17 protein-coding genes and 3 pseudogenes are annotated in these 21,573 nt (G+C 49.8%); 12 read left to right on the top strand and 8 right to left on the bottom strand.

Annotated features, from left to right (window positions below; translation table 11 throughout):
- The 3 genes from IQ256_RS22855 to IQ256_RS22845 form a co-directional block, all read right to left on the bottom strand.
- The coding region (locus tag IQ256_RS22855) for an ABC transporter permease subunit (RefSeq protein ID WP_193858003.1) at positions 1 to 703 on the bottom strand (703 nt) is incomplete at its 3' end.
- Between the two features lie 2 nt (positions 704 to 705).
- A complete protein-coding gene (locus IQ256_RS22850) occupies positions 706 to 1,839 on the bottom strand; it encodes a phosphotransferase (RefSeq protein WP_193858002.1) in 1,134 nt (377 codons plus the stop codon).
- Positions 1,840 to 1,939: 100 nt separating this feature from the next.
- Positions 1,940 to 2,599, bottom strand: a complete 660-nt coding sequence (locus tag IQ256_RS22845; protein WP_193858001.1) for an NAD(P)H-dependent oxidoreductase — start codon at positions 2,597 to 2,599, stop codon at positions 1,940 to 1,942.
- A 90-nt stretch (positions 2,600 to 2,689) separates the two neighbouring features.
- Between IQ256_RS22845 and IQ256_RS22840 the strand changes: the two genes are divergently transcribed.
- Complete coding sequence (locus tag IQ256_RS22840; protein ID WP_193858000.1) at positions 2,690 to 2,986, top strand: helix-turn-helix domain-containing protein; 297 nt, start codon at positions 2,690 to 2,692, stop codon at positions 2,984 to 2,986.
- 677 nt (positions 2,987 to 3,663) lie between these two features.
- Here the strand turns inward: IQ256_RS22840 and IQ256_RS22835 are convergent.
- Positions 3,664 to 4,092, bottom strand: a complete 429-nt coding sequence (locus IQ256_RS22835) for a RidA family protein (protein ID WP_193857999.1) — start codon at positions 4,090 to 4,092, stop codon at positions 3,664 to 3,666.
- A gap of 39 nt (positions 4,093 to 4,131) precedes the next feature.
- Complete coding sequence (locus IQ256_RS22830; RefSeq protein ID WP_193857998.1) at positions 4,132 to 5,028, bottom strand: EamA family transporter; 897 nt, start codon at positions 5,026 to 5,028, stop codon at positions 4,132 to 4,134.
- 200 nt (positions 5,029 to 5,228) lie between these two features.
- Here IQ256_RS22830 and IQ256_RS22825 point away from each other — a divergent pair, with 200 nt between their 5' ends.
- The 5 genes and pseudogenes from IQ256_RS22825 to IQ256_RS30515 all read left to right on the top strand — a co-directional run bounded on the left by IQ256_RS22825 (position 5,229) and on the right by IQ256_RS30515 (position 13,530).
- Positions 5,229 to 5,753, top strand: a complete 525-nt coding sequence (locus IQ256_RS22825) for a MarR family winged helix-turn-helix transcriptional regulator (protein WP_193857997.1) — start codon at positions 5,229 to 5,231, stop codon at positions 5,751 to 5,753.
- Between the two features lie 191 nt (positions 5,754 to 5,944).
- Positions 5,945 to 8,365, top strand: coding sequence for an ExeM/NucH family extracellular endonuclease (locus tag IQ256_RS22820; RefSeq protein ID WP_193857996.1), 2,421 nt, complete (start codon positions 5,945 to 5,947; stop codon positions 8,363 to 8,365).
- A 326-nt stretch (positions 8,366 to 8,691) separates the two neighbouring features.
- Positions 8,692 to 10,212: pseudogene (locus tag IQ256_RS30525) on the top strand (choice-of-anchor I family protein); the annotation flags it as partial.
- Positions 10,213 to 10,272: 60 nt separating this feature from the next.
- Positions 10,273 to 11,025 (top strand): annotated as a pseudogene (locus IQ256_RS30520) (CHRD domain-containing protein); the annotation flags it as partial.
- Between the two features lie 393 nt (positions 11,026 to 11,418).
- Complete coding sequence (locus tag IQ256_RS30515) at positions 11,419 to 13,530, top strand: 5'-nucleotidase C-terminal domain-containing protein (RefSeq protein WP_370623525.1); 2,112 nt, start codon at positions 11,419 to 11,421, stop codon at positions 13,528 to 13,530.
- Between the two features lie 627 nt (positions 13,531 to 14,157).
- Here IQ256_RS30515 and IQ256_RS22810 read toward each other — a convergent pair.
- Positions 14,158 to 14,751, bottom strand: a complete 594-nt coding sequence (locus IQ256_RS22810; protein ID WP_193857994.1) for a TetR/AcrR family transcriptional regulator — start codon at positions 14,749 to 14,751, stop codon at positions 14,158 to 14,160.
- Positions 14,752 to 14,867: 116 nt separating this feature from the next.
- Between IQ256_RS22810 and IQ256_RS22805 the strand changes: the two genes are divergently transcribed.
- The 6 genes from IQ256_RS22805 to IQ256_RS22780 all read left to right on the top strand — a co-directional run bounded on the left by IQ256_RS22805 (position 14,868) and on the right by IQ256_RS22780 (position 19,592).
- On the top strand, positions 14,868 to 15,539 hold the full coding sequence (locus tag IQ256_RS22805; protein WP_193857993.1) for a GNAT family N-acetyltransferase: 672 nt from the start codon (positions 14,868 to 14,870) through the stop codon (positions 15,537 to 15,539).
- 182 nt (positions 15,540 to 15,721) lie between these two features.
- Positions 15,722 to 16,336, top strand: coding sequence for a LysE family translocator (locus tag IQ256_RS22800; protein WP_193857992.1), 615 nt, complete (start codon positions 15,722 to 15,724; stop codon positions 16,334 to 16,336).
- A gap of 174 nt (positions 16,337 to 16,510) precedes the next feature.
- Positions 16,511 to 16,729 (top strand): hypothetical protein, encoded by a 219-nt coding sequence (locus IQ256_RS22795; RefSeq protein ID WP_193857991.1) that lies wholly within the window; start codon positions 16,511 to 16,513, stop codon positions 16,727 to 16,729.
- Positions 16,726 to 16,989, top strand: a complete 264-nt coding sequence (locus IQ256_RS22790) for a type II toxin-antitoxin system RelE/ParE family toxin (protein WP_193858005.1) — start codon at positions 16,726 to 16,728, stop codon at positions 16,987 to 16,989. The genes IQ256_RS22795 and IQ256_RS22790 overlap by 4 nt, the downstream gene beginning before the upstream one ends.
- 26 nt (positions 16,990 to 17,015) lie before the next feature.
- Entirely contained in the window at positions 17,016 to 17,465 is a 450-nt protein-coding gene (locus IQ256_RS22785) for a nucleotidyltransferase family protein (protein ID WP_370623524.1), read from the top strand.
- Positions 17,466 to 17,594: 129 nt separating this feature from the next.
- Complete coding sequence (locus IQ256_RS22780; protein ID WP_193857990.1) at positions 17,595 to 19,592, top strand: DUF262 domain-containing protein; 1,998 nt, start codon at positions 17,595 to 17,597, stop codon at positions 19,590 to 19,592.
- Positions 19,593 to 19,650: 58 nt separating this feature from the next.
- On the opposite strand, the gene lysS is transcribed toward IQ256_RS22780, so the two are convergent.
- Both lysS and IQ256_RS22770 read right to left on the bottom strand, forming a co-directional pair.
- Complete coding sequence (lysS, locus tag IQ256_RS22775; protein WP_193857989.1) at positions 19,651 to 21,225, bottom strand: lysine--tRNA ligase; 1,575 nt, start codon at positions 21,223 to 21,225, stop codon at positions 19,651 to 19,653.
- Positions 21,226 to 21,354: 129 nt separating this feature from the next.
- Positions 21,355 to 21,573: pseudogene (locus tag IQ256_RS22770) on the bottom strand (TetR/AcrR family transcriptional regulator); the annotation flags it as partial.

The following is a 21,573-nucleotide window of genomic DNA, read 5'->3' as shown; positions in this document are numbered from 1 at the left end:
GCTTTAGCAGCGGCAGCGTCACATGCAAAAAGCATTGCCAGGGCCGAGCCCCCAACGCCCGTGCCTGCATCCCGTACTCAGGCCGAATCCCGCGCAGCACCGCCAGCAAAATCAGCGTCATGAACGGCACTTCTTTCCATAAAAAATGAACCAAAACGCCGATATTCGCCCGGTCATTCACCAACAGCGGAAAGTCCTGATCGGAGGCAATCAGACCCAGGCTCAGCAACAGCCGGGAGATCAATCCACTGGGCGAAAGCAGCAATAAGATACCCGCAATCCCGACCAGATGAGGAATCGGCAGCGTTAGCTGACAGGCAAAGCTAGCCCATCGGCCCGCTCGCTGCAGCAGCAAAGCTAGTCCAATACTCAATAGCGTCGATAGCCCCGTAGTCGCGATCGCCAGCATCAAACTCAGCCGTAAAGACTGCCAAAAAGCTCGACTGGCAAACGCCTGCTGATAAGCCGCCATTGACAGCGTGCCATCATTCGTAATGCCGAGCAGACCCACACTTTGACCCAGCGCCAGCAGCAGCCCACCGCCGAACAGAACGCCGACAATCGTCAGCGCTGGCAACAGCCGCAAGTAGGCGCTCCAGTGAGAATCGCTCCAAAGCTGCTGCGATCGCGCTAGCCATCTTGATAGCCCACCTTGACTTTGCGAGTGGTGGCTTAGTGCATTACCCGGTGCATTGCCTGTCATCGTCAAGACACCTCCAACAGATCCATCACTTCGGCCCACAGCTCAGAAAACTGCTGCTGGCTTTTCTGCAAACGTGCCATTCTCTCTGTAGCGCTTGCGCCCTTTTCGTTGGCGTACCAGCGATTAGCCGTCACCCAATAGCCCGCCGTCCAGCAGAGCGATCGTACCGCCGGGAACGCCCCAAAAGCCGCAAAGTGGATCTGCATTGTCTTAGCCAGCTCAGCATCGTTCAGGGCATCATAATACGCTGTCAGAAAAAATTGCCGATCGGCAGCGGGCAGTCGATAGTCCTGATAGCGTCGCACCGTCACGGGTGACAGAAAATGACCCAAGTCTCCAGCAGGTGAGCCAATCTCCGCCCATTCCCAGTCGATTAAAAAAGCTTTCTGGTCGTTAATCACCCAGTTCTCGTAAGTATGGTCACTATGCACCAGGCAAACATGGGGATGAGCTAAGAGCTGACTTTCTAGCGGCAGCCGTTGCTTAGCTTTAGCCAAGACATCTTGCAGCATCCGAACAATATCTGGATCGGCGTCCGCAGAGTCTAGGTAAGGCTGAGCATAGTCCCAAGACTCTTGAAAAAATAGAGTCAGCGGCTTTTCGACTCGCTGGACTGGCGGGCAGAGCCAATCGACGCTTTCATAGCCCTTCTCCAGCGGTAAGCGGTGAAGTTGGGCTAGGGTGTGAGCGCACCGCTGTAGATGCGGACGGCTGTAATTCAGTGGCTTCCCTGAGAGATAGTTAGTAATTAGATACGTATAGGGAAACTCGTTACTAGGAGTGGTCTGGGCGTGCAGCAGTTCTTGGCTGATGCCTGTTCCCTTTAGGTAGTTTAAGATGGCCGCCTCAAAGCTACTGAGCTGGCTGAAATCGCCGCCAAAGCGCTGATTGGGCGTATTGATCGCCACCCGAACGAGCCGATCTTGGTTCAGCCTAAAAATGGCATTGGCTTCACCGTGAGCTAACAGCTTGAGATCAGTGGCTTCAGCGGCGGCTTCGGTGTCAGCGGCTTCGGCCTGATTTGCCTCAGCCTGATCTATTGAGGCAATTGCAGCCACTGGCAAATCGGCCAGCGCCTGAGCTAGCTGTAGCTTCAGCTTTTCGAGCGGCGGTGTGAGATGGGGCAAAGAGGACAAAAGGCGGCTTCAACAAAACTATTGAAGGAGATTGTAGGCGATCGCGCCTGATAATTAAGTGAGTGTTTGCTGAGACTTTTTGGCGCAACTCTTTGTGCAACTAATCGATATACGCCACGACCCGATCGGTCTCGTAGCGCACCTTAGCCTGATCAGCCGTCTGGTCGCCTTCGGCCCGGTAGCCCGCCACACACAGAACAACCGCAGAATATCCTTGCTCTGCTAGTCCCAATATCTCATCGTACTTAGCCGGAACAAACCCTTCTATCGCACAGGTATCAATGCCCAACAGGGCCGCACTGTATAAAAAGAAACCCAGCGCTAGATAGACCTGCTTAGCCGACCACTTATCGGGCTGCAGTGGAAAAGGCGGCTCTTGCAGATACCCCTTGATCAAGTTTGCCAAGCCTTCTAGCTTTTCTTTTGGCACATTGCGTACCGCTGAAACGCGATCGACATAGTCAGGCACATCGTCAGCGCTAATATCTTTCTTGATAGCCAGAACAACCAGGTGAGACGCTTCAGCCACCTTCGTTTGATTAAAAGAATCTTCGACTAGCTGCTGACGAATTTGAGGATTGCGAACCACAAAAAACTTCCAGGGCTGCATGCCAAAAGAGGAAGGTGCTAGCACCAGGCTCTGCTCTAAAGCGTGCCAAACATCGTCTGGAATTTTCCTGTCTGGATCGAACGCTTTGGTGGCATAGCGCCAGTTGAGCGTTTCAATGACTTGATCGGGAGAAAGCGCGGGTTTGTTCATAAGAGGTATTGCTATAGGTGCAAACGGTTAACAGGCTAACAGAACTTAATAGGAAGCAGCATACAAAGGTAAGACAGTAGGATGGGTTAGATGACTGAAGGTATAAATTCTGGTTGTGGCAATGTCTTTGCAGACTTAGGGTTGCCTGATGCTGATGGACTATTGATGAAGGCAGAACTTGCCGATCAGATTAGTGATATCATCTCGCAGCGAAACCTGACCCAAGTGGAGGCAGCGAATTTATTAGGAATAGATCAGCCTAAAGTTTCAGCTTTGATGCGCGGCAAACTGTCTGGATTTTCCATAGAACGTCTTTTCCGATTTTTGAACACATTAGGCAGCAATATAGAAATTCGCATTACTCCTAACACGCAGCCTGACAGTTAAGCTCAGACTCGTGTAGTTTCAGCGTAGAAACTAGCATGACTACTGTCTACCTATAGAAGGATTTGCATTGTATGACCGTCTACTAAGAGATCCTCTAGTTGATCTAGTAGCTGTACTACTGAATCAGCTTAGTAGAGCTTTCTTTTTTCAAAGAAGAGATAGAAGTTAATTTCACTAGACAAGATATGAGAAGACGTATAAAGAAAAGCATGTCTGCCTACATCAACAGTTGGTGGATATCATTTGCTGTATGCCTTTTTTCGGTTTTATCTTTCTTGCTAGCAGTGTTTCCATTAATACTAGCGACTGAAGTTAGCCTGCGCTCCCTCATACTGTCTTTTCTATCGTTACTGCTAGTAGGTGTATCGTTTATAGGGCTTGTCTGCTCAGCGCTTTGGAGTCTGTTTAGACGGCATTGGCTAAAGTTGTTGTCAGATTCCGTTCTAATCTTTTTATCTTTATGTAGCATGTATGTTGTCATATCCATATTGTTAGGTAGATCGATGAACGTTGGAGAAGAAAACTTCTCATATAGGAATGATATGGGGCTTATGATTACAGAGACTACCTATCCTCTTTCATCAATCCCAACTGCATTAGATTCATCAAGATATGACGCAAACGATCAAAGCCATAGCAAAAGACGCTTTTGAAGAGACGCCTAACAGATGACTCCTTTACGTATGCCTTTTCTGAGCAGGTGAGATGGCGGCGATCGCATCAATTTCAAAGAGCATGTCATCGCCCGCTAGCCGAGGAACTGGAATCAGTGTGCTGGCGGGTTTGACTAGCTTATCTGGCCACAGAGTATTCCGTTCAGCCGAAATCAGCTTCTGCTTATCAGCGTTGTGATCGACTGAAAGCACGGTGATCTTAACGACATCTTCTGGAACAGCACCCGCCGCAGCTAAGCCTTTTCGTAAGTTGTCAAAAGCCTGCTTGAGCTGCGTCTCGAAACTACCCATCTGTCCCTGCTGGTCTCTGCCGCCCTGACCTGATAAAAAGATCAAAGTTTTACCCGCAGGAACAACTACAACATTCGTAAATCCATAGCCAGAAGGAGCACCTAGAGCTGAAGGGTTGATTCGTTGAATTGCTTGAGTCATTGCATTAATTCTCCTTGCTATGTTTTTGGCTTTCTAATTTCATTTCTGAAATACTTTGAACTTGCGTGCTGGCTGATGCTGTGACTGGCTTTCTTGGCCGATGACAACGCTAAGCAGCACAATCACAACGCCCACTGTTTGAATAATAGAGAAGGTTTCTTGTAAAAAGATATATCCAACCAGCGTGGCCACTACCGGACTAAGCAATCCGAGATAAGACGCGGCGGTGGGATTGAGCCGATCGATGCCACGAAACCAAAGCGCGTAGGCAAGTGCAGTCCCGACCAGTCCTAGATAGATGAACCCCCATAGGTTTGTTCTAGTAATTTCGGTGAAGGGGCCTTCTGTCATTAGCGCCACAGGCAGCAGTAGCAGTCCACCAATTGCTAGCTGCCAGGCAGTAAAAACAATTAGAGAAACGGGCGGATGCCAGCGCTTTACGAGTACAGTACCTAAACCCATTGCCCCGGCCCCGGCTAGCGCTGCAATCACGCCAAGTGTATCGAGCTGGGCAGTCGGGCCAAGTACAAGCAATCCAACGCCGATACAGCCGGCGATCGCGGCTGCTATAGAAAGTTTAGAAGGCTTTTGGTTCAACATTCCCCAGGCAAGTAAACCCACGACTAAGGGCTGAATTGCCCCTACGGTCGCGGCCACACCACCGGGCAGGCGATAGGCCGCCACAAAGAGCAGCGCCTGAAAAACGCCGATATTCAAGCCTCCTAAAACCAGCATTCGCCACCACCAGATGCCTTTTGGAAGCTGGCGTAGACCGATAGTAAGCAAAACTCCGATAGGAAGCGATCGCATCGAAGCGACCAATAGTGGATGTCCAGGCGGCAGTAACTCAGTCGCCACGATGTAGGTGGTGCCCCATGAGATTGGGGCGATCGCGGTCAGCAGAATATCCCGCAGACGGGAAGATGCAAGTTTCATTTATCTCCAGCTTGTTTGTCTAAGTTTGTCTAAGTTCGTTTATCTCAGCTCGTTTATCTCAGCTCATTTATCTTAATGATAAGTATCTTAGTATCAAGATAATAGCATAATTGTCTTAGCGTCAAGATACTTTTGCCAAGAGGGTGAGATTTGTCTGGATGGTAAGATTGCATTCATCCAGTTTCAGACATCCTGCTCTAATGGCTTCAGGCTCTGCCGACAACGACTCAACTGCAAAAGATCCCGTTGACACCATACTGGCGCAGTGGGCCAAAGAACGCCCCGACCTGGACGTATCGCCAATGGGTCTGATCGGCAGAACCACTCGGCTAGCTCACCATTTTCGCAAAGCAATTGGTGCAACGTTTGCAGAATTTGGTCTGCAGCTAGGCGAGTTTGATGTGCTAGCTACGCTTCGTCGCTCGGGTGCGCCCTATCAGCTTTCGCCTACAGAGCTGTTTAAGTCGATGATGGTCTCTTCTGGAACGATGACCAACCGAATCGATCGCCTAGAGAATGCAGATCTAGTAGAACGGGTGCCAGATGAACGCGATCGCAGAGGTACACTCATCCGGCTGACAAACAAAGGCTTTGACTTGATCGATGCTGCCGTCACTGCTCATGTTGCTAACGAGCATCGCATATTGAATTCGCTAGACGATACAGACAAAGAAGTCCTATCGAATCTGTTGCGAAAACTGTTGCTTTCTTTTGAAGAGAGATGATTTCACAGAGAGAATAGACCATTGATACCAAGCTGGTTGTTAATCTGCTGATAACCTTTTCTTCATCTCTTTAAGGAGACTTTCTGTTAATTTTCAGACTGCTGTGTTCTAAGCTGTCCGTACTGACTCTCGCTACCTAAGAAAGCTTGAAAGCTCTCTAAAAATAACTTCTAAAGAATCTATAGAAAACTATGTTTGATTTAATTATTACGGGTGTGGTTGACGGCTCGCTATCCAACGGATTGCCGAAGGCGATTGAGTTCTATGTCGTGAACGATATTAGCGATCTGAGCCTGTACGGCTTTGGTGCGGCGAATAATGGCGGCGGCTCAGACGGGCAGGAATACACATTTTCAGGCTCGGCCAGAGCAGGCGACTATCTATACGTGGCTAGCGAGTCAGCCGGGTTTACTAGCTTTTTTGGCTTTGCGCCTACGGATACGGCAGGAGCCGCAAACATCAACGGCGATGACGCGATTGAGCTATTCAAGAATGGCGAAGTGATCGATGTCTTTGGCGATGTGGATGTCGATGGCAATGGAGAGCCCTGGGACTATGGTGACGGCTGGGCGTATCGGATGAATCAGACGGCAGCGGATGGAACCTTTGGGCCGAATAACTGGATTTTTAGCGGGCCAGACGCGCTAGATGACGAAGCATCGAATGCAACCGCGACGATGCCTTTTCCAGTGGGAACTTTTGCGACCGGAGAGATTGTCACCGAGCCAGAGCCGCCAGAGCCACCAGCTTTTCTACCGGATGACGCCGATCAATTCACCCTGATTAGCACCATTCAAGGAGACGGTGCGACCAGTTCTCTGGTGGGTGAACAGGTGAGTGTGGAAGCAGTCGTGGTTGGAGACTTCCAGACGGAGGCAGGGTTGAATGGCTTTTATCTGCAAGAAGAAGCGGTCGATTCAGATGAGGATAATGCCACGTCTGAAGGGCTGTTTATATTCGATGAAGCGTTTGGGGTGGATGTGACAGTAGGCGATCGCGTCCAAGTCACTGGCACTGTGGCAGAAAGATTTGACAGTCTGACAGCGCTAACAGATGTTACGAGCGTAGTGGTTAGCGCAGTGGTTGACGACAGAGCAGAGCTACCTACGCCTGCTGTAATTGACTTTCCCCTCGCTTCTGAAGCTGTTTTAGAATCGGCAGAAGGAATGCTGGTAACCATTCCTCAGCAGCTATTTGTCACTGAATACTTCAACCTCGATCGCTTTGGCGAGATCAGACTGTCTGCCGATGGGCCTAGCAATGCGCCTGGCACCGATGGCCGCTTGGATCAGTTTACGCAGTTTAATCCGCCAGATGCCGCTGGTTTAGCTGAGTACGAACGGGCGATCGCCCTGCGGCAAATCATTGTCGATGATGGCAGCACCCAACAGAACCCAGACACGCTGGTTTTAGGCCAGGGCGGTCAGCCGCTGAGCGCTACCAATCTGCTGCGTGGCGGCGATACGATCACCGGATTGACTGGCGTACTGAGCTTTGACTTTGGTGACTATCGCATCCAGACGAACCAAGGAATTGACCTACAGCCAACCAACGAGCGGCCTCTGGTACCCGCAGAGGTCGGCGGCTCACTCCAAGTAGCGGCTCTAAATGTGTTGAACTTTTTTACAACATTAGATACTCCTGGCAATCCAGGCAGCGGCCCCAACAGAATTTCACCTCGTGGAGCTGACACGCCGCCGGAGTTTGACCGTCAGCTACAAAAGCTGGTAACGGCGATCGAAGGTCTAGATGCAGATATTGTAGGGCTAGTTGAGCTAGAAAATGAGTTTGTTGATACTAATGGCGATGGTCAGTTTGCGATCGCCCGCCTAGTCGAAGCGCTCAATGCCAGCGCGGGCGCAGACGTTTATGCGTTTGTCTCTCCTGGAGAGTCTTTTGTCGATACGAGCGATGCGATTTCTGTTGGTGCGATCTATAGAACAGAAACTGTGAGAATCGCGCTAGGAACGACAGTGGAAACTTTAACCGATGCTGACTTGCCTGAGCTGGATCTGCCTGCGTTAGAGGCCAGTGTGCCTGTATTTGATGGACCGAGTACGAACAGAGCACCGCTGGCAGTGACGTTTGAAGAGATAGAAAGCGGAGAGCTATTTACGATGGCGATCGCCCACTTCAAATCCAAAGGCGGCAGCGGCAGCGGCGACAATGCCGATATTGGCGACGGTCAAGGCAACTTTAACGGCACCAGAGTCAGAGGCGCAGCGGCGCTGAATGCGTGGCTAGCTAGCGATCCGACTGGCAGCGACGATCCAGATTTCCTAATTGTGGGAGATCTCAACGCCTACGCCCAAGAAGAGCCGATTGTGACGCTAGAGAATGCCGGCTATACCGACCTGGCCCAGCAGTTTATAGGCGCGGGTGGATATTCGTATGTCTTTAATGGGCAGCTAGGCACTTTGGATTACGCGCTAGCTAACGAATCATTACTGAGCCAGGTAACGGGCGTCACTGAATGGCACATCAACGCAGACGAGCCAGATGCAATCGACTACAACTTAGACTTTGATCGCGATCCGACTTTGTTTGATGGCAATACGCCCTTTCGCGCTTCAGATCACGATCCGATCTTGATTGGGCTTGATCTTTTCTAGCAGGCCGATCCGACTGAGTGCATCCCACTTTCGTAAGTTATCGCTTGCCCTCACCCTAAATCCCTCTCCCATCGTGAGAGGGACTTTGAATCCGGTTCCCCTTCTCCCCTTGGGAGCAAGGGGTTAGGGGATGAGGGCTCGATAGCTCTGCACAGGTGGAATGCACCCAATGCAACACCACAGCATTTAACCCAACTGATAATCCTCTCATAACCTTCTCTTTACTTAACCGCAGCCGTTCTTTGGTAGCTTTACGAGGATCTTGGAATGACTGGGTACATCGTGTGTTGTCAGATGAGCTGTTAGTGAAAAGAAAGGATTAGAGAATGTCACTGTCTTTGTCAAGGATCGGTAGTTTTGAGGCGGGCGAAAATGGCGCTGAAATCATTACCTACGATGCCAGTCGAGAGCTTCTATATGCGGTGTCAGGAGGGACGGTGCTCCAGGTCATCAGCCTCGCTGACCCCACCGTGCCCAGCTTGCAAACAGCGATAGATATTGCTGATTTTGCGCCGCCTGGTGCGATCTCAGGTGCAAACAGCGTTGCCTACAGTGCGAGTAACGGGCTGCTAGCGATCGCACTACAGTCTGAGCCAGTGACCAATAACGGGGCTGTTGTTGTTGTCGATCTCGCTGAGGTCGAGTCCATTATTGCCAGTGATGGCAGCTTGAGCGCTGAAAACATCACGGACGGGGTGCAGGTGTTTGAGGTCGGTGCCCTACCTGATATGGTCACCTTTACGCCCGATGGTTCCAAGATTCTGGTGGCTAATGAAGGAGAGCCGGGTGAGGCAGGCGATTCAGAAGACTCGACTACCCTAATCGACCCAGAGGGTTCCGTCAGCGTTATTGATGTCTCTGGTGATTTTGCTACGCTCGACCAGACAGTGGTGTCCACGGCTGATTTCAAGCAGTTCAACGGACGAGCAGCCGAACTGCGAGCAGATGGCGTCAGGCTTTTCCCGGATATCGAAGACAATGTTGCGAGCGATCTAGAGCCTGAGTATATTGCGGTCTCACCCGATGGCACGACGGCGTTTGTCACCCTGCAAGAAAATAATGCGATCGCCATCGTTGATATCGAGACAGCCACGGTGAGCGAGATTCAGCCGCTGGGTCTAAAGGATCACAGTCTAGCGGGGAATGGATTGGATGCAAGCGATCGCGATGGCAATACCGACAACGAAGACGAATCCGACGATGGGGCTATCAACATCGATACAGAGCCAGTTTTCGGTCTGTACATGCCTGATTCTATTGCTTCGTTTGCATCTAACGGTGAAACCTTTTACGTGATCGCCAACGAAGGTGACGATCGCGGCGACGCCGATGAAGCAGGGCGAGGAGAGGCAATTCGCCTCAAAGATATTGGCGATGTGATTTCACTAGATCGCGATGGGCTCAGTCTAGACGAGTCAATCGACCAGGCTTTGCTCGCTGATGACGAGTTAGGGCGGCTGACGATTTCTTCGATTGACGGCGATACCGACGGCGATGGCGACATCGACAGAATTGTTGCCTATGGTGGTCGGTCGTTCTCGGTACTAGACAGCAACGGCAATATCATCTTCGATAGCGGCGATCAGATTGCCCAGCTCACCGCTGAGCTAGCTCCAGAGCTGTTTAACGCCAACGACGGCTCGTCCGATGCCTTTGATACTCGCTCTGACAACAAGGGCGCAGAGCCAGAAGCGCTGACAGTTGGCGTTGTTGACGGCACGCCTTATGCTTTTGTCGGTTTAGAACGAGCAGGCGGCGGCATTCTGGTCTACGACCTGTCCGATCCGAGCTCCCCTGAGTTTGAACAATATATTCGCGACGACGCGGATATTGCGCCCGAGGGATTGTCCTTTATATCGGCGGCAGAGAGTCCAACGGGTGAGGCACTGCTAGCCGTTGCCAACGAAGTGTCATCGACGGTGAGTATCAACGAAATCACGCTAGAAGGTTCAACAGACGCTAATTTCACGCTAGAGCTGCTGCACCTAGCGGATCAAGAAGCAGGCATTCCGGCAATAGAGGATGCGCCCAATGCGTCGGCGGTGCTAAACGCGCTAAGAAACGATGACAGATTTGATAACACGCTGGTACTCTCCTCGGGCGATGCGATTATTCCAGGTTTGTTCTTTTCGGCGAGTGACAGCATCTATGGTGGTCCAGGCCGAGCTGATATTTTGATTCAAAATGAATTGGGAATTGATGCGATCGCCTTGGGCAACCACGAATTTGATCTGGGCACTGACCTAATACGAGACCTCGTCGCAGGCGAGATTTTAGCTGAAAGTCTTGAGCTAGAAGAATCTCAAATAGTGAGCGATACTGCGGTTTCTAACACGGACTCTACTAGTAGCTTTTCTGCTAGCTTGAAAGGCAACCGCTTGACTATTTCGGGTGAATTTAACGATTTAACCAGCGCCCTAGCCGCCGCAGGAGACGCAGATGACGATGGAAATGATCCAAGCGGTATCCAGCTTCGAACCGGTAATGCTAACTTCAACGGCCCTCTATTAAGGAATTTGGCGGTAGAGCTTGACGACGAAGACACCTCTACTGGCGAGTTTTCAGGAACGTTTGATCTAACCGAGGCTGAAACCGCTACACTGCTCTCGGATGGGCTCTATGTAACGGTAAACACTGCCAACAATTCAGACGGCGAGCTGCGCGGCCAGATCGATATCAATCTCGAAGATCCTAACAGCGACGGCTTGGACTTCGCTGGTACAAACTTCCCCTATCTCAGCAGCAACCTCGACTTCAGCACAGACGATAATCTGGCAGATTTAGTGGTCGAAGACGATCAAGCACCCAAACCCAACAGCATCGCAGCTACAACAGTGATCGATGTGAATGGCGAAAAGATTGGTGTAGTCGGTGCCACAACACCCACTATCACGTCTATCTCTAACCCTGGTGATGTCACTGTCTTACCAGCAGACTTTGATGCTACGCCGACAGAGGCGCAGCTAGATGCACTAGCTGCTGAAATCCAATCGGACGTAGATGAGCTACTGGCTTCTGACCCGGAACTCAACAAAGTTGTGCTGATATCTCATATGCAGCAAATCGGCATTGAGCAGGCACTAGCCAGTAGGCTAAGCGGCGTCGACATTATCGTAGCGGGCGGATCAAACACTCGCCTGTTTGATGAAAACGATCGCCCTAGAACCGGAGATACCGACCAAGGCTCCTATCCCATCTTTACAACAGATGTAGACGATAATCCTGTTGCAGTTGTCAACACGGATGGTAACTACAAGTATATTGGCCGCTTAGTCATCGACTTCAACAACGAAGGCATTTTGCTAACAGATAGCTATGATGCAGAGGTTAGCGGTGCCTACGCCACTGACGAGCAAGGTGTAGCCGATCTCAATGCACAGAACCTAGTCGATCCAGAAATTCAACAGATTGTTGATGAAATAGAAGCCGAAATTCTGGCGACAGAGAGTAATGTCTTTGGCATCAGCGATGTCTATCTCAACGGTGTACGCAGCGACGTACGAACACAGGAGACTAATTTCGGTAATTTGACCGCAGATGCTAATTTAGCGATCGCCAAAGAAACCGATTCTTCTGTGGTCATTTCGATCAAAAACGGCGGCGGTATTCGCGATGACATTGGCCAGGTTTTGATTCCACCAGGCGGCACGGGCGAACCCGAAAGATTGCCCACAGAAGAAATTCCTGGCGTCAAGCCCGCAGGCGGAATTTCTCAAACAGACATTGCCAACTCGCTGAGATTCAACAACGGTCTGACGCTAGTAACCGTAACTGCTGAAGAACTCTTGGCAGTTGTTGAACATGGAATTTCGGCGGCTGCGCCCGATGACAGCGTGACGGCTGGCCAGTTTCCGCAGGTGGCAGGTGTTCAGTTCAGTTTTGATCTAACAAGAGACCCTGGCGATCGGGTGCGATCGCTCGTCGTCTTAGATGAGGACGGCGAAGACGCGGATGTAATTGTTCAAAATAGCGAACTGGTCGGCGACGCTGGTCGGACTTTCCGCCTAGTCACGCTAGGCTTCTTGGCAGGCGGCGGCGATGGCTATCCATTTCCAACCGGTGATGATGCCAATGTGGTCAGCCTTGAGCAATCAGAAGAAGCACCAAAGACAGGTGACGCTGACTTCGCGCCGGACGGCACCGAACAAGATGCCTTGGCTGAGTATCTATTAGACAACTTTGCCACCGCAGACACTGCCTTCTCAGCAGCAGACACTTCCCGCGCGGAGGATACTCGCCTACAGAACTTAGCCTTCAGAGAAGACACGGTGATTAATGACGGCAATGTTCCAACTGCCTTCACACCCAGCGACGACGGCAGCACCGTCGAGCTTACAGATCTCGGCGGTGCTAATGCAGTTCGATTCGACCTAGGCGACATTCAAGTAGGCAATGCCAGCGAGGTTAGAGTCTTTAGCGTTGGTGCAGATAGCGATACCCAGGTGGGTGCATTCTCGGTTCTAGAGGCAGGACAGCTAGCTTCTGGCTTTACGCCTAGCTTTAGTTTGGAGGCTGACGAGGGCGATCGCCTGCGGTTTGAGCTAGTCGATACAGACGGCGGCACCACCCCCGGAATCACTTCAGTCGATGATGACGGTAACAGCGTTCTAACCTTTGGTAACTCGACCCTTTCTCTCACGACAGACGATGGGACTAGTGCGCCTAATCTTGTGGTAGATAGTGATGATGACAACGAGGCAGCAGCGCTCGATTTTACAGGTCAAAGCGGGGACTCTAACGTCACCTTCTCGGTATTCCGTGAAGCTGGCTATGACAGTATCGTAGGGCTTTACATCGTCGATGATCTGACCGGACAGGTGACGTTTGAAGATCAGACTTTCCAGGTTGGCGATGACGGTTACGAAGCGGCAGCGCTTGGTAGAGCCGTTGAAGACGTTTCGCTATCTACCAGTGACAACGGATCTACAACAATTGATGCTGTCATCAGCAACAATCTATTTGGAACCTACATCACGGTAGAAGACCCCAACTTTGATCAGCCACAAACCTACTTCTCATTCTTGGGTGCTAATGACAACAACGATCATGTGAAGCTGCTAGGCAACAATGCAATCGGCTTTGAAGATCTGCCTGGGCTAGGTGATGCTGACTTTAACGATATGGTGGTTGCGTTCACTGTAGAGCCTGTCAGCTCACTTGGATAAACGAGCTTGGGCTGAAGGGTAATCTCTCTATCGACCTCTCTATCGCCCTCGGCGGTCTCCTTTTGACCACCGGGGGCGATCGCGCGTTACAACTGACTGGAGCCTGGCAATTTTTAGAATAGAATCTTGCTCGGATGGATAATGAGTTTTATCATGAGCCATGCTATTGGACTAGTTTGGTGGTTAGCCTGAATCTACTATAGTGTTGCTCTTTTCTTCAATTTCACTCTGGTTTTGCTAGTGTTCAGTTGTTATATCCTATAGCAATAGCCTTTCGATGCAGATCAGTGTTCGATTCATCAGCAGAACAAATAGCCAACTAACCTTTTATAATCCAACGCGAGATAAATGACACCTGAAGAGATACAGCAACCCTCCGAGATCCTCAAGAGAAGTATGAACACCTTTAGCGTCGAGGAACTCCATATAGCCTCCAAAGTTCTTGCTGACGAAGCCGATAAGCCAGGTGCTAAGTTCATCTATCTGGAATTACACCGTAAGAGATTGCACACACTGGCTAAATGCATGAAGAGATATGCACAGCTCAAGTTTCCTGACTATAAATCGCAAGTTTAAGGCAAGCTACAAGGTAAGGCGTATGGAATCTAGACGTATATCAACGAACGCCTACATAGCGCGGTGTTTCTCTAGCAGGTCTTTAACCAAATCCTGGGCAGTTTGTAATCGAGTAGAATCGGGAGACTGGGCTACCCAAGCAGCTAACTCGTTCAAGGCTCCATTGAGCACGTGAGAAAACCCCTCCGCATCAACAACATCGAGCTGCCCTTGCTTCACCATTCGCTGAATCGCCTCTTGAAGCAGGCCAAATCCATACTGGTCAAACTGAACTAACGTCTCTACGGCCAGCACGGCTGGGGCATCAATAAAAACAATCTGGCGCAGGTCACTCTGCTGTGCGAGCTCTAAACAGGCTAGTGCGGCCTGCACTAGCTGCTCCCAATCAGCTTCCCCCATATGAATTTGAGACGTAATATGAGTGGTCATTTCGCTGTAGGCTTCCTCCACCACCGCTTCAAACACAGCCTGCTTGCCCCCCTTGAACTGGTGGTATAGCGCTCCTCGCGTAATTCCTAACTCCTGAATAATCTCCTCCGTTCCAGTAGCAGCATAGCCTTGACTAGCAAAGAGCTGGCGAGCCCGGTCAAGAATAGCCCTGCGGGTACGACGAGTTTGTTCGGCCTTAGTGAGTTTGGTAGCCATATCAGATTGCCTTGTGGAAGGAAGTTAACAAAACATACAGACGGTATGTATCTTGACAGTCCAAATAAAGTGACTTATCTTAAATACATACTGATTGTATGTCTTGGAAAGAATAAATGCTTACCACTCGTCTGGCGACCGCCGCTGATGTTTCATTTTTAGCCCATGTTGTTTATGAGGCGCTTCTCTCGTCAGAGAAGCGCTGCTTTTGGGATGACTTGTTAGAGGGTATTCCAACCGAGACAGAAGCATTCCTTGCCGCTATGCTCACAACCAAAGCCACTCACTGTCAAATTGATGATTTTTTGATTGTGGAACGCGATGAGCAGCTAGTAGCAGCAGCCTGTATCTACGCGGCTACCCAAGAGGACTATCGACCGCTCCGTCTTGAACAAATGGATAAATTGGCCAAAGCTTTGGGTTGGCCAGTACAGACAAAAACAGAATTTTGCGATCGCTATTTCCAAGTTTTGGGACACGATCCGAAACCTACATTTCTCAAACCCCAGGCTCCTTGGATTATTGAATACGTTGCAGTTGTTGCTGAAGCGCGGGGGCAGGGTGTTGGTAAGTTTTTACTGCGGTCTCTACTGGAGCAAGCTCGGCAAAAAGATCAGCTCCATGTAGGAATCATGGTCGTCAACGCCAATGACCGCGCCTATAAAGCATACGAGTCTGTGGGGTTTCGACCTTATGAGACAACCTATTCTAGCTATTTCCTCAACAACTTTGGTTTTGAATTTTCAGGCTTTACCAAGTTCGGCCAAATTCTCACCCCTGTGGTTTAGAGAATGGTCTTAAATGTTCTTTGGGCCTGGCATCACAGCTTTTTATTCGGTTGTCAGTAGAGCGTGCCATCACTTAGCCAGATGACGATAGTCCAGATAAGCTCATACCGTCTTTTCTGTGCGTCCCTAGCCGCACGTCCCTAGCTTTGTGTACAGTGTGATTGTTTATGTTTACATGAACGATGACTATCAGTAGTCTAATTGCATTGTTTACAGCGATGGTGGTGCTAGCAGCAATTCCCAGTATCAGCGTTCTGACGGTGGTTACTAGGGCGATCGCATCTGGATTTATCCATGGACTTGTGACCGCACTGGGCATTGTTGCAGGAGATATTATCTTTATTCTGATTGCAATTTATGGACTGTCAGTAGTGGCTGAAACAGCCAATGAATGGTATATTTTATTGAAATATTTAGGCAGCGCTTATCTAATTGTGCTGGGCATTAGCTTGTGCCGATCGAGGCCAGTCGAGAGAGAGATTAGAGGCGCTAGAAAATCCTCCTGGCTCTCTAGCTTTTTGAGCGGACTTTTGATTACACTAGGCGATCAAAAAGCAGTTTTGTTCTACATGGGATTTTTGCCCGCCTTTGTCGATTTATCAATGCTTTCTCTTATAGATGCTGGTCTGATCGTAGTGACTGCAGTCCTTGCTGTCGGCAGTGTCAAGATTGGCTATGCCTACATGGCAAACAGTGCAAAATCGTTCTTTCAAAACGCTAAAGCCACTAAAGTTATCAATATGTTTGCCGGTAGCGTCATGATTCTGACTGGCCTGTACTTAGCTATAAAGCATTGAGATATTCTTTTGCTCGACAGCAGACGCTTCCGCACCCTTGGGTAAAAAGCCTTTTGAGAAATGCGATCGCGTCACCGATCATCGCATCGCATAGGCGCAATTCAAAAAGCGATATAGTAAACCTAACCTGACTGAATTGTTTTAACGTGGGTCTGAGGAGAGCATAAAACTACGATGACACCTACCCAATCAGAAGATTATCCCTTCGTTAAAGAACTCGTAACCGATGAAAGCGGCCAGGTGCGTCAAGTCGTTCTGCAGTTAGATGACTACCGGCATCTCCTTCAAGCTATAGAAGATCAAGGTTTATACCAGGCTATGCAACAGGTAAAGCATGAAAAGCCTCTTAGCTTAGCTGAAGCGCTTAACGCACTTGATGTTGATAAAGACTGAGTCATCTGCCAAGCTTTATCAAGGAGCTCAAAGCACTCAAAAGCACCACTAGCTACGCTACCATCCGGCGACTCACCTTTGAATCCATTCCTGCCGCTGCTGGCTTTACAGATATTCGTAACCTGAAGAGGTTGAAAGCAGCCGATAGGGCCTATCGTATTCGTGTAGGAGACTACCGTATTGGATTCTTCTTTGAAGATGACACAGCGATCTTCGCCCGTGTTCTCCATCGAAGCAAGATATATCGGTTTTTTCCATAAAAGGTCAGTACGTCTATGTCATCCTTGTGTTGGCTTTTAACAAAGCCATCGTCGGTACTACCAGCAACGCTTACGCCCTATGCTTGGAGCATTCATTTGATAATTACAGGTATCTCAGCGGCACAAGCGAAATGATCCACCAGCCAACCTCTCAGTCAGACCAAAGCCATCAATTAGCCAGGTCGCTGGACCGTCAGTTTGTTTTAGACCGTATTCAAGCCAACTCGAATACCCTTCAAACCTTTAATATTCAGTCTTTAGAACTGTTCGGCTCTGTTGCCCGTGATGAAGCAGCACTCAGTAGCGACTTAGACTTTCTAGTAGAGTTCAAAGGTCCAGCAACACTTCGGGGCTATATGGGTCTTAAGTCTTTTTTAGAAGACCTTTTTGGCTGCTCCGTTGATCTCGTTTCTCGAAAAAAGCTCAAGCCAATCATACGCGACTCTGTATTGAAGGAAGCTATTCGTGTCGCGTGATCTTCTTCTTTTAGTATCATCATTACGAACTACAGACGCTGGCGATTGATTGCACTTCCCGAAAACGTTTCATAACGCTTGGGCATACTCTAAATCAGCAAAAGATGAAATGAGTCCCAGGCCATATCCATGAAGCTCAGCACCCTCCTTGACCAGATCGACATGGGCGGAATTGCTCTCCCCGAATTTCAGCGTGGCTATGTCTGGAATCGTGAGCAAGTGCGCCGTCTCATGGTCTCTCTCTATCAGGGGCATCCTGTCGGTAGCCTCCTGGTGTGGGAAACCCAAACCGAACAGGCAATTGACCAATCTAGAGGCAATGGCAAGCTCAGCGCTGGCACTGTCAAGCTATTACTCGATGGTCAGCAGCGTATCACGTCTCTCTATGGACTCATTCGAGGTAAAGCCCCTGCTTTTTTTGACGGCAATCGCGATGCTTTCACCGGACTATACTTCAACTTTGCTGAAGAAACATTCTCTTTCTACATGCCTACCCGCATGAAAGACAATCCTCTATGGATCAGCGTCACCAAGCTAATGCAAACTGGATTTAGCTACGGCGCGATCGCAGCTACCACTGACGACCAAACCCTAATCGACACCTATTGCCACCGCCTCAACAGCATCACCAACATCAAAGAACGCGACTTCCACATTGAAACCGTCACCGGGGTAGACAAAACCGTCGATGAAGTCGTCGAAATTTTCAACAAAGTCAACAGCGGCGGCACCAAGCTCTCCAAAGGTGACTTGGCCCTAGCCCGCATCTGCGCTGCCTGGCCAGAAGCCCGCGATCAGTTAAAAAGCAGAATTGAGCGTTGGGAGAAAGCCGGATTTCGCTTCAAACTAGACTGGTTCCTACGTTGCATCACCGCTGTTATCACCAATGAATCTAGCTTTAGTGGGCTCAAAGATGTCTCTATAGAGCGCTTTCAAAAAGGGCTAATCGCCACCGAAAAAGCGATAGACACTCTGCTCAACGTGATCTCAGCTCGCCTCGGGCTAGACCATGCTCGCGTCCTTGGTAGCGTCTATGCCTTCCCACTGATGGCCCGCTACCTCGACCAGCGAGGCGGCCACTTCCCAAACCACCAAGAACGCGATCAGCTACTCTACTGGTATATTCACACGATGCTTTGGGGTCGCTATTCTGGCTCTACTGAGTCTGTTCTCCGCAAAGACCTAAAGGCTATCGAGGGCCGCGACGGCAGTCTCACTAAGCTAATCGAGCTACTGCGTCAAGATAGGGGAGACTTGCACATTCGCGCTGGCGACTTCGGCGGCTCTAATCTCAACAACCGATTTTATCCACTGTTGTACCTACTCACTCGCGTGTGCAAAGCCCGTGACTGGGAAGACGATATCGAGCTATCACAGCATTTGCTAGGCTCACTATCTAGTCTAGAAATTCATCACATTTTCCCTAAATCCAAGCTGTATGCAGCTGACTACCAGCGAGCAGAGGTAAATGCGATCGCCAACTTCACCTTCCTGACCAAAGCCACCAACCTAAAAGTCTCTAATCACGACCCTGCTGAATACTTCGCTCACTACGAAAACAAACATCCCGGCACTATCTCATCTCACTGGATCTCTACCGAACCTGAGCTGGCCAAATACGAGAACTATGCCGACTTCCTTACCGCCCGCCGAAACCTACTTGCCCAAGCTGCCAATACCTTTCTCGATAGTCTGTACGCCGGAGCTGTCCCAGAGCAGACCCCTGGCCCAGCCATTCTAGATCGCATCGCCTCTTCTACACCCGGCATCGTCACTGACGATGAAGAATATAAATGTCTCAGCCGCTGCAATCAGTGGATTCTTCAGCACAACTTACCTTCTGGCGAACTCGCCTACGCCCTCGCTGACTCAGAGACCGACGAATTGCTGGCAACACTCGATCTCGCCTGGCCCGATGGCTTGCAGCAGGGCTACAGTCAGCCTGTCACTCTCCTGTTAAATGAAGACAAAGAGATTGAAGCGATCGCAAATCGCTCAGGCTTCCGCTTCTTCACAAATGTTGAACAGTTTCAAACTTACGTTCGGCGCGAAATCTTAGCCTCAGAAGCGGGTGAAGAGATTACCTCACCAGATCGTGCAGAACCTGAACTAATGCTCAGCCGTTAAACACATTGAGAAAGCTAGTATTTGTGGTTCTCAGATGAGTAGAATCACGTTTAATTATCTACAGCTCAGCTTCGGCAGTCTCGCTTTTCTCAGGCTTGAGCAAAGGAAAGGCGATCGCATCTCTAATACTGGCCGCATCCGTCAGCACCATCACTAGCCGATCGATGCCAATACCCATACCTACCGTCGGTGGCATCCCGTACTCTAGCGCTGTGATAAAGTCCTCATCTACGCTATGGGCCTCTAAATCGCCAGCTTCCTTTTTGGTCGCCTGCAGCTCTAGCCGCTCTCTTTGATCGATTGGATCGGTCAGCTCCGAGAATCCATTCGCCGTTTCTCTACCCACAATAAACAATTCAAATCGCTCTACCAAACCCGGCTTACTGCGGTGCGGTTTAGATAGCGGCGAAATCTCTACCGGATAGTCAATCACAAACGTTGGCTGAATTAGCGTACTCTCTACCTTTTGCTCAAACGCTTCATTCAGCACGTGGCCAATGCTTTCACAGGCATCTACTTCGACGATGCCCGCTGCTGTGGCTGCTTGCTTTGCTTTAGCCAAATCCTCTATCTGACTAAAATCAACGCCTGTTTTCTCTTTGACGGCGTCGTGCATTGTCACCTTTTGCCAAGGCTGAGCAAAGTTAATCGTTTCGCCTTGATACGCAATCGTCTTGCTGCCTGTCACCTCTACCGCAATCTGTTCAATCATGTTTTCAGTCAGCGCCATCATCTCTTCGTAGTCGCCGTATGCCTGATACATTTCGATTGTTGTAAATTCTGGATTGTGCCGAGTAGAAATTCCCTCATTGCGAAACACGCGGCCCAATTCAAATACTTTCTCAAAACCACCGACAACCATTCTCTTTAGATGCAGCTCTGTTGCAATTCGCAAATACAGCTCCATATCCAAAGTGTTGTGATAGGTGACAAACGGACGCGCTTCTGCCCCACCGGGTTCCGATTGCAAAACGGGCGTTTCTACTTCCAGATAGCCCAGCTCATCTAGATGCCGCCGAATCGCTGCTGTAATCTTTGCCCGCTTACGAAAGGTATCGCGCACATCTGGATTGACAATCAGATCGACATAGCGCTGACGATAGCGTTTGGCAACATCGGTTAGTCCGTGAAATTTATCTGGCAAAGGCAGCAAGGATTTGGTCAGCATGGCATAGTGCTGGACCTTAACCGACAGCTCACCTTTGTCGGTGCGCTTGATAGTACCGCGTGCGCCTAGAATATCGCCTGTGTCAGTCAGCCGCTTAAGATGATTAAACGCCTGCTCGTCGGCTTCGCCCATTTCGGCTTGGATGGTTTTCTTCTCTAGGTAGAGCTGAATGGTGCCGGTTTGATCTTGCAGTGTGAAGAAAGCCAGCTTGCCAAAGACTCGCCGAGCCATAATCCGTCCGGCAACTGAGACTTCAAAGTCTGCTTCTGTGCCTGCTGCTAGATCGGCAAATTTAGCCTGCAGTTCTGCCACCGGGTGGGTAATTTCCCAACTGTAGGCATAGGGCTGCTGGCCGGCTTGCTTTAAGTCCTCTACCTTCTGTAGGCGCGCAGCCCGGATACTATCTAGTCCAGAATCGCTGCTGTCGTTAGAAGTTTGGGCTTGGGGGGGCTGATTAGAGGCCATTAGCTAGAAACAGTTTATTTGCAAGCCTCATTGTATCGACAAATGCATCGACAAATGTACTGACAAGTCGTGTCTTAGCAATCCGTGTCTTAGCAATCCGTGTCTTAGCAATCCGTGTCTTAGCAATCCTTAGTCAGGCTCGTGCAGCACACCGTTCAAGAAAATATCGGCTAGCGTTTCGGCCATTTCTTTCATGTCTTGAGGAGAGCCGCCGTCGGCTGACATGGTGGTTTGGCTAAAGCCGGAGACGGTAAACATCCCTAGAAAGATGCGGGCGACAATCTTAGGGTTCATTTTACGATATTCGCCTCTATCCATCGCCGTTTGAAAGAAGGCTTCGGCCACGTC

This window comes from cf. Phormidesmis sp. LEGE 11477, assembly GCF_015207105.1.
Lineage (GTDB): Bacteria > Cyanobacteriota > Cyanobacteriia > Phormidesmidales > Phormidesmidaceae > Phormidesmis.
Note: the sequence above shows the minus strand (reverse complement) of the source record. Positions and strands in the feature narration are given on the sequence as shown.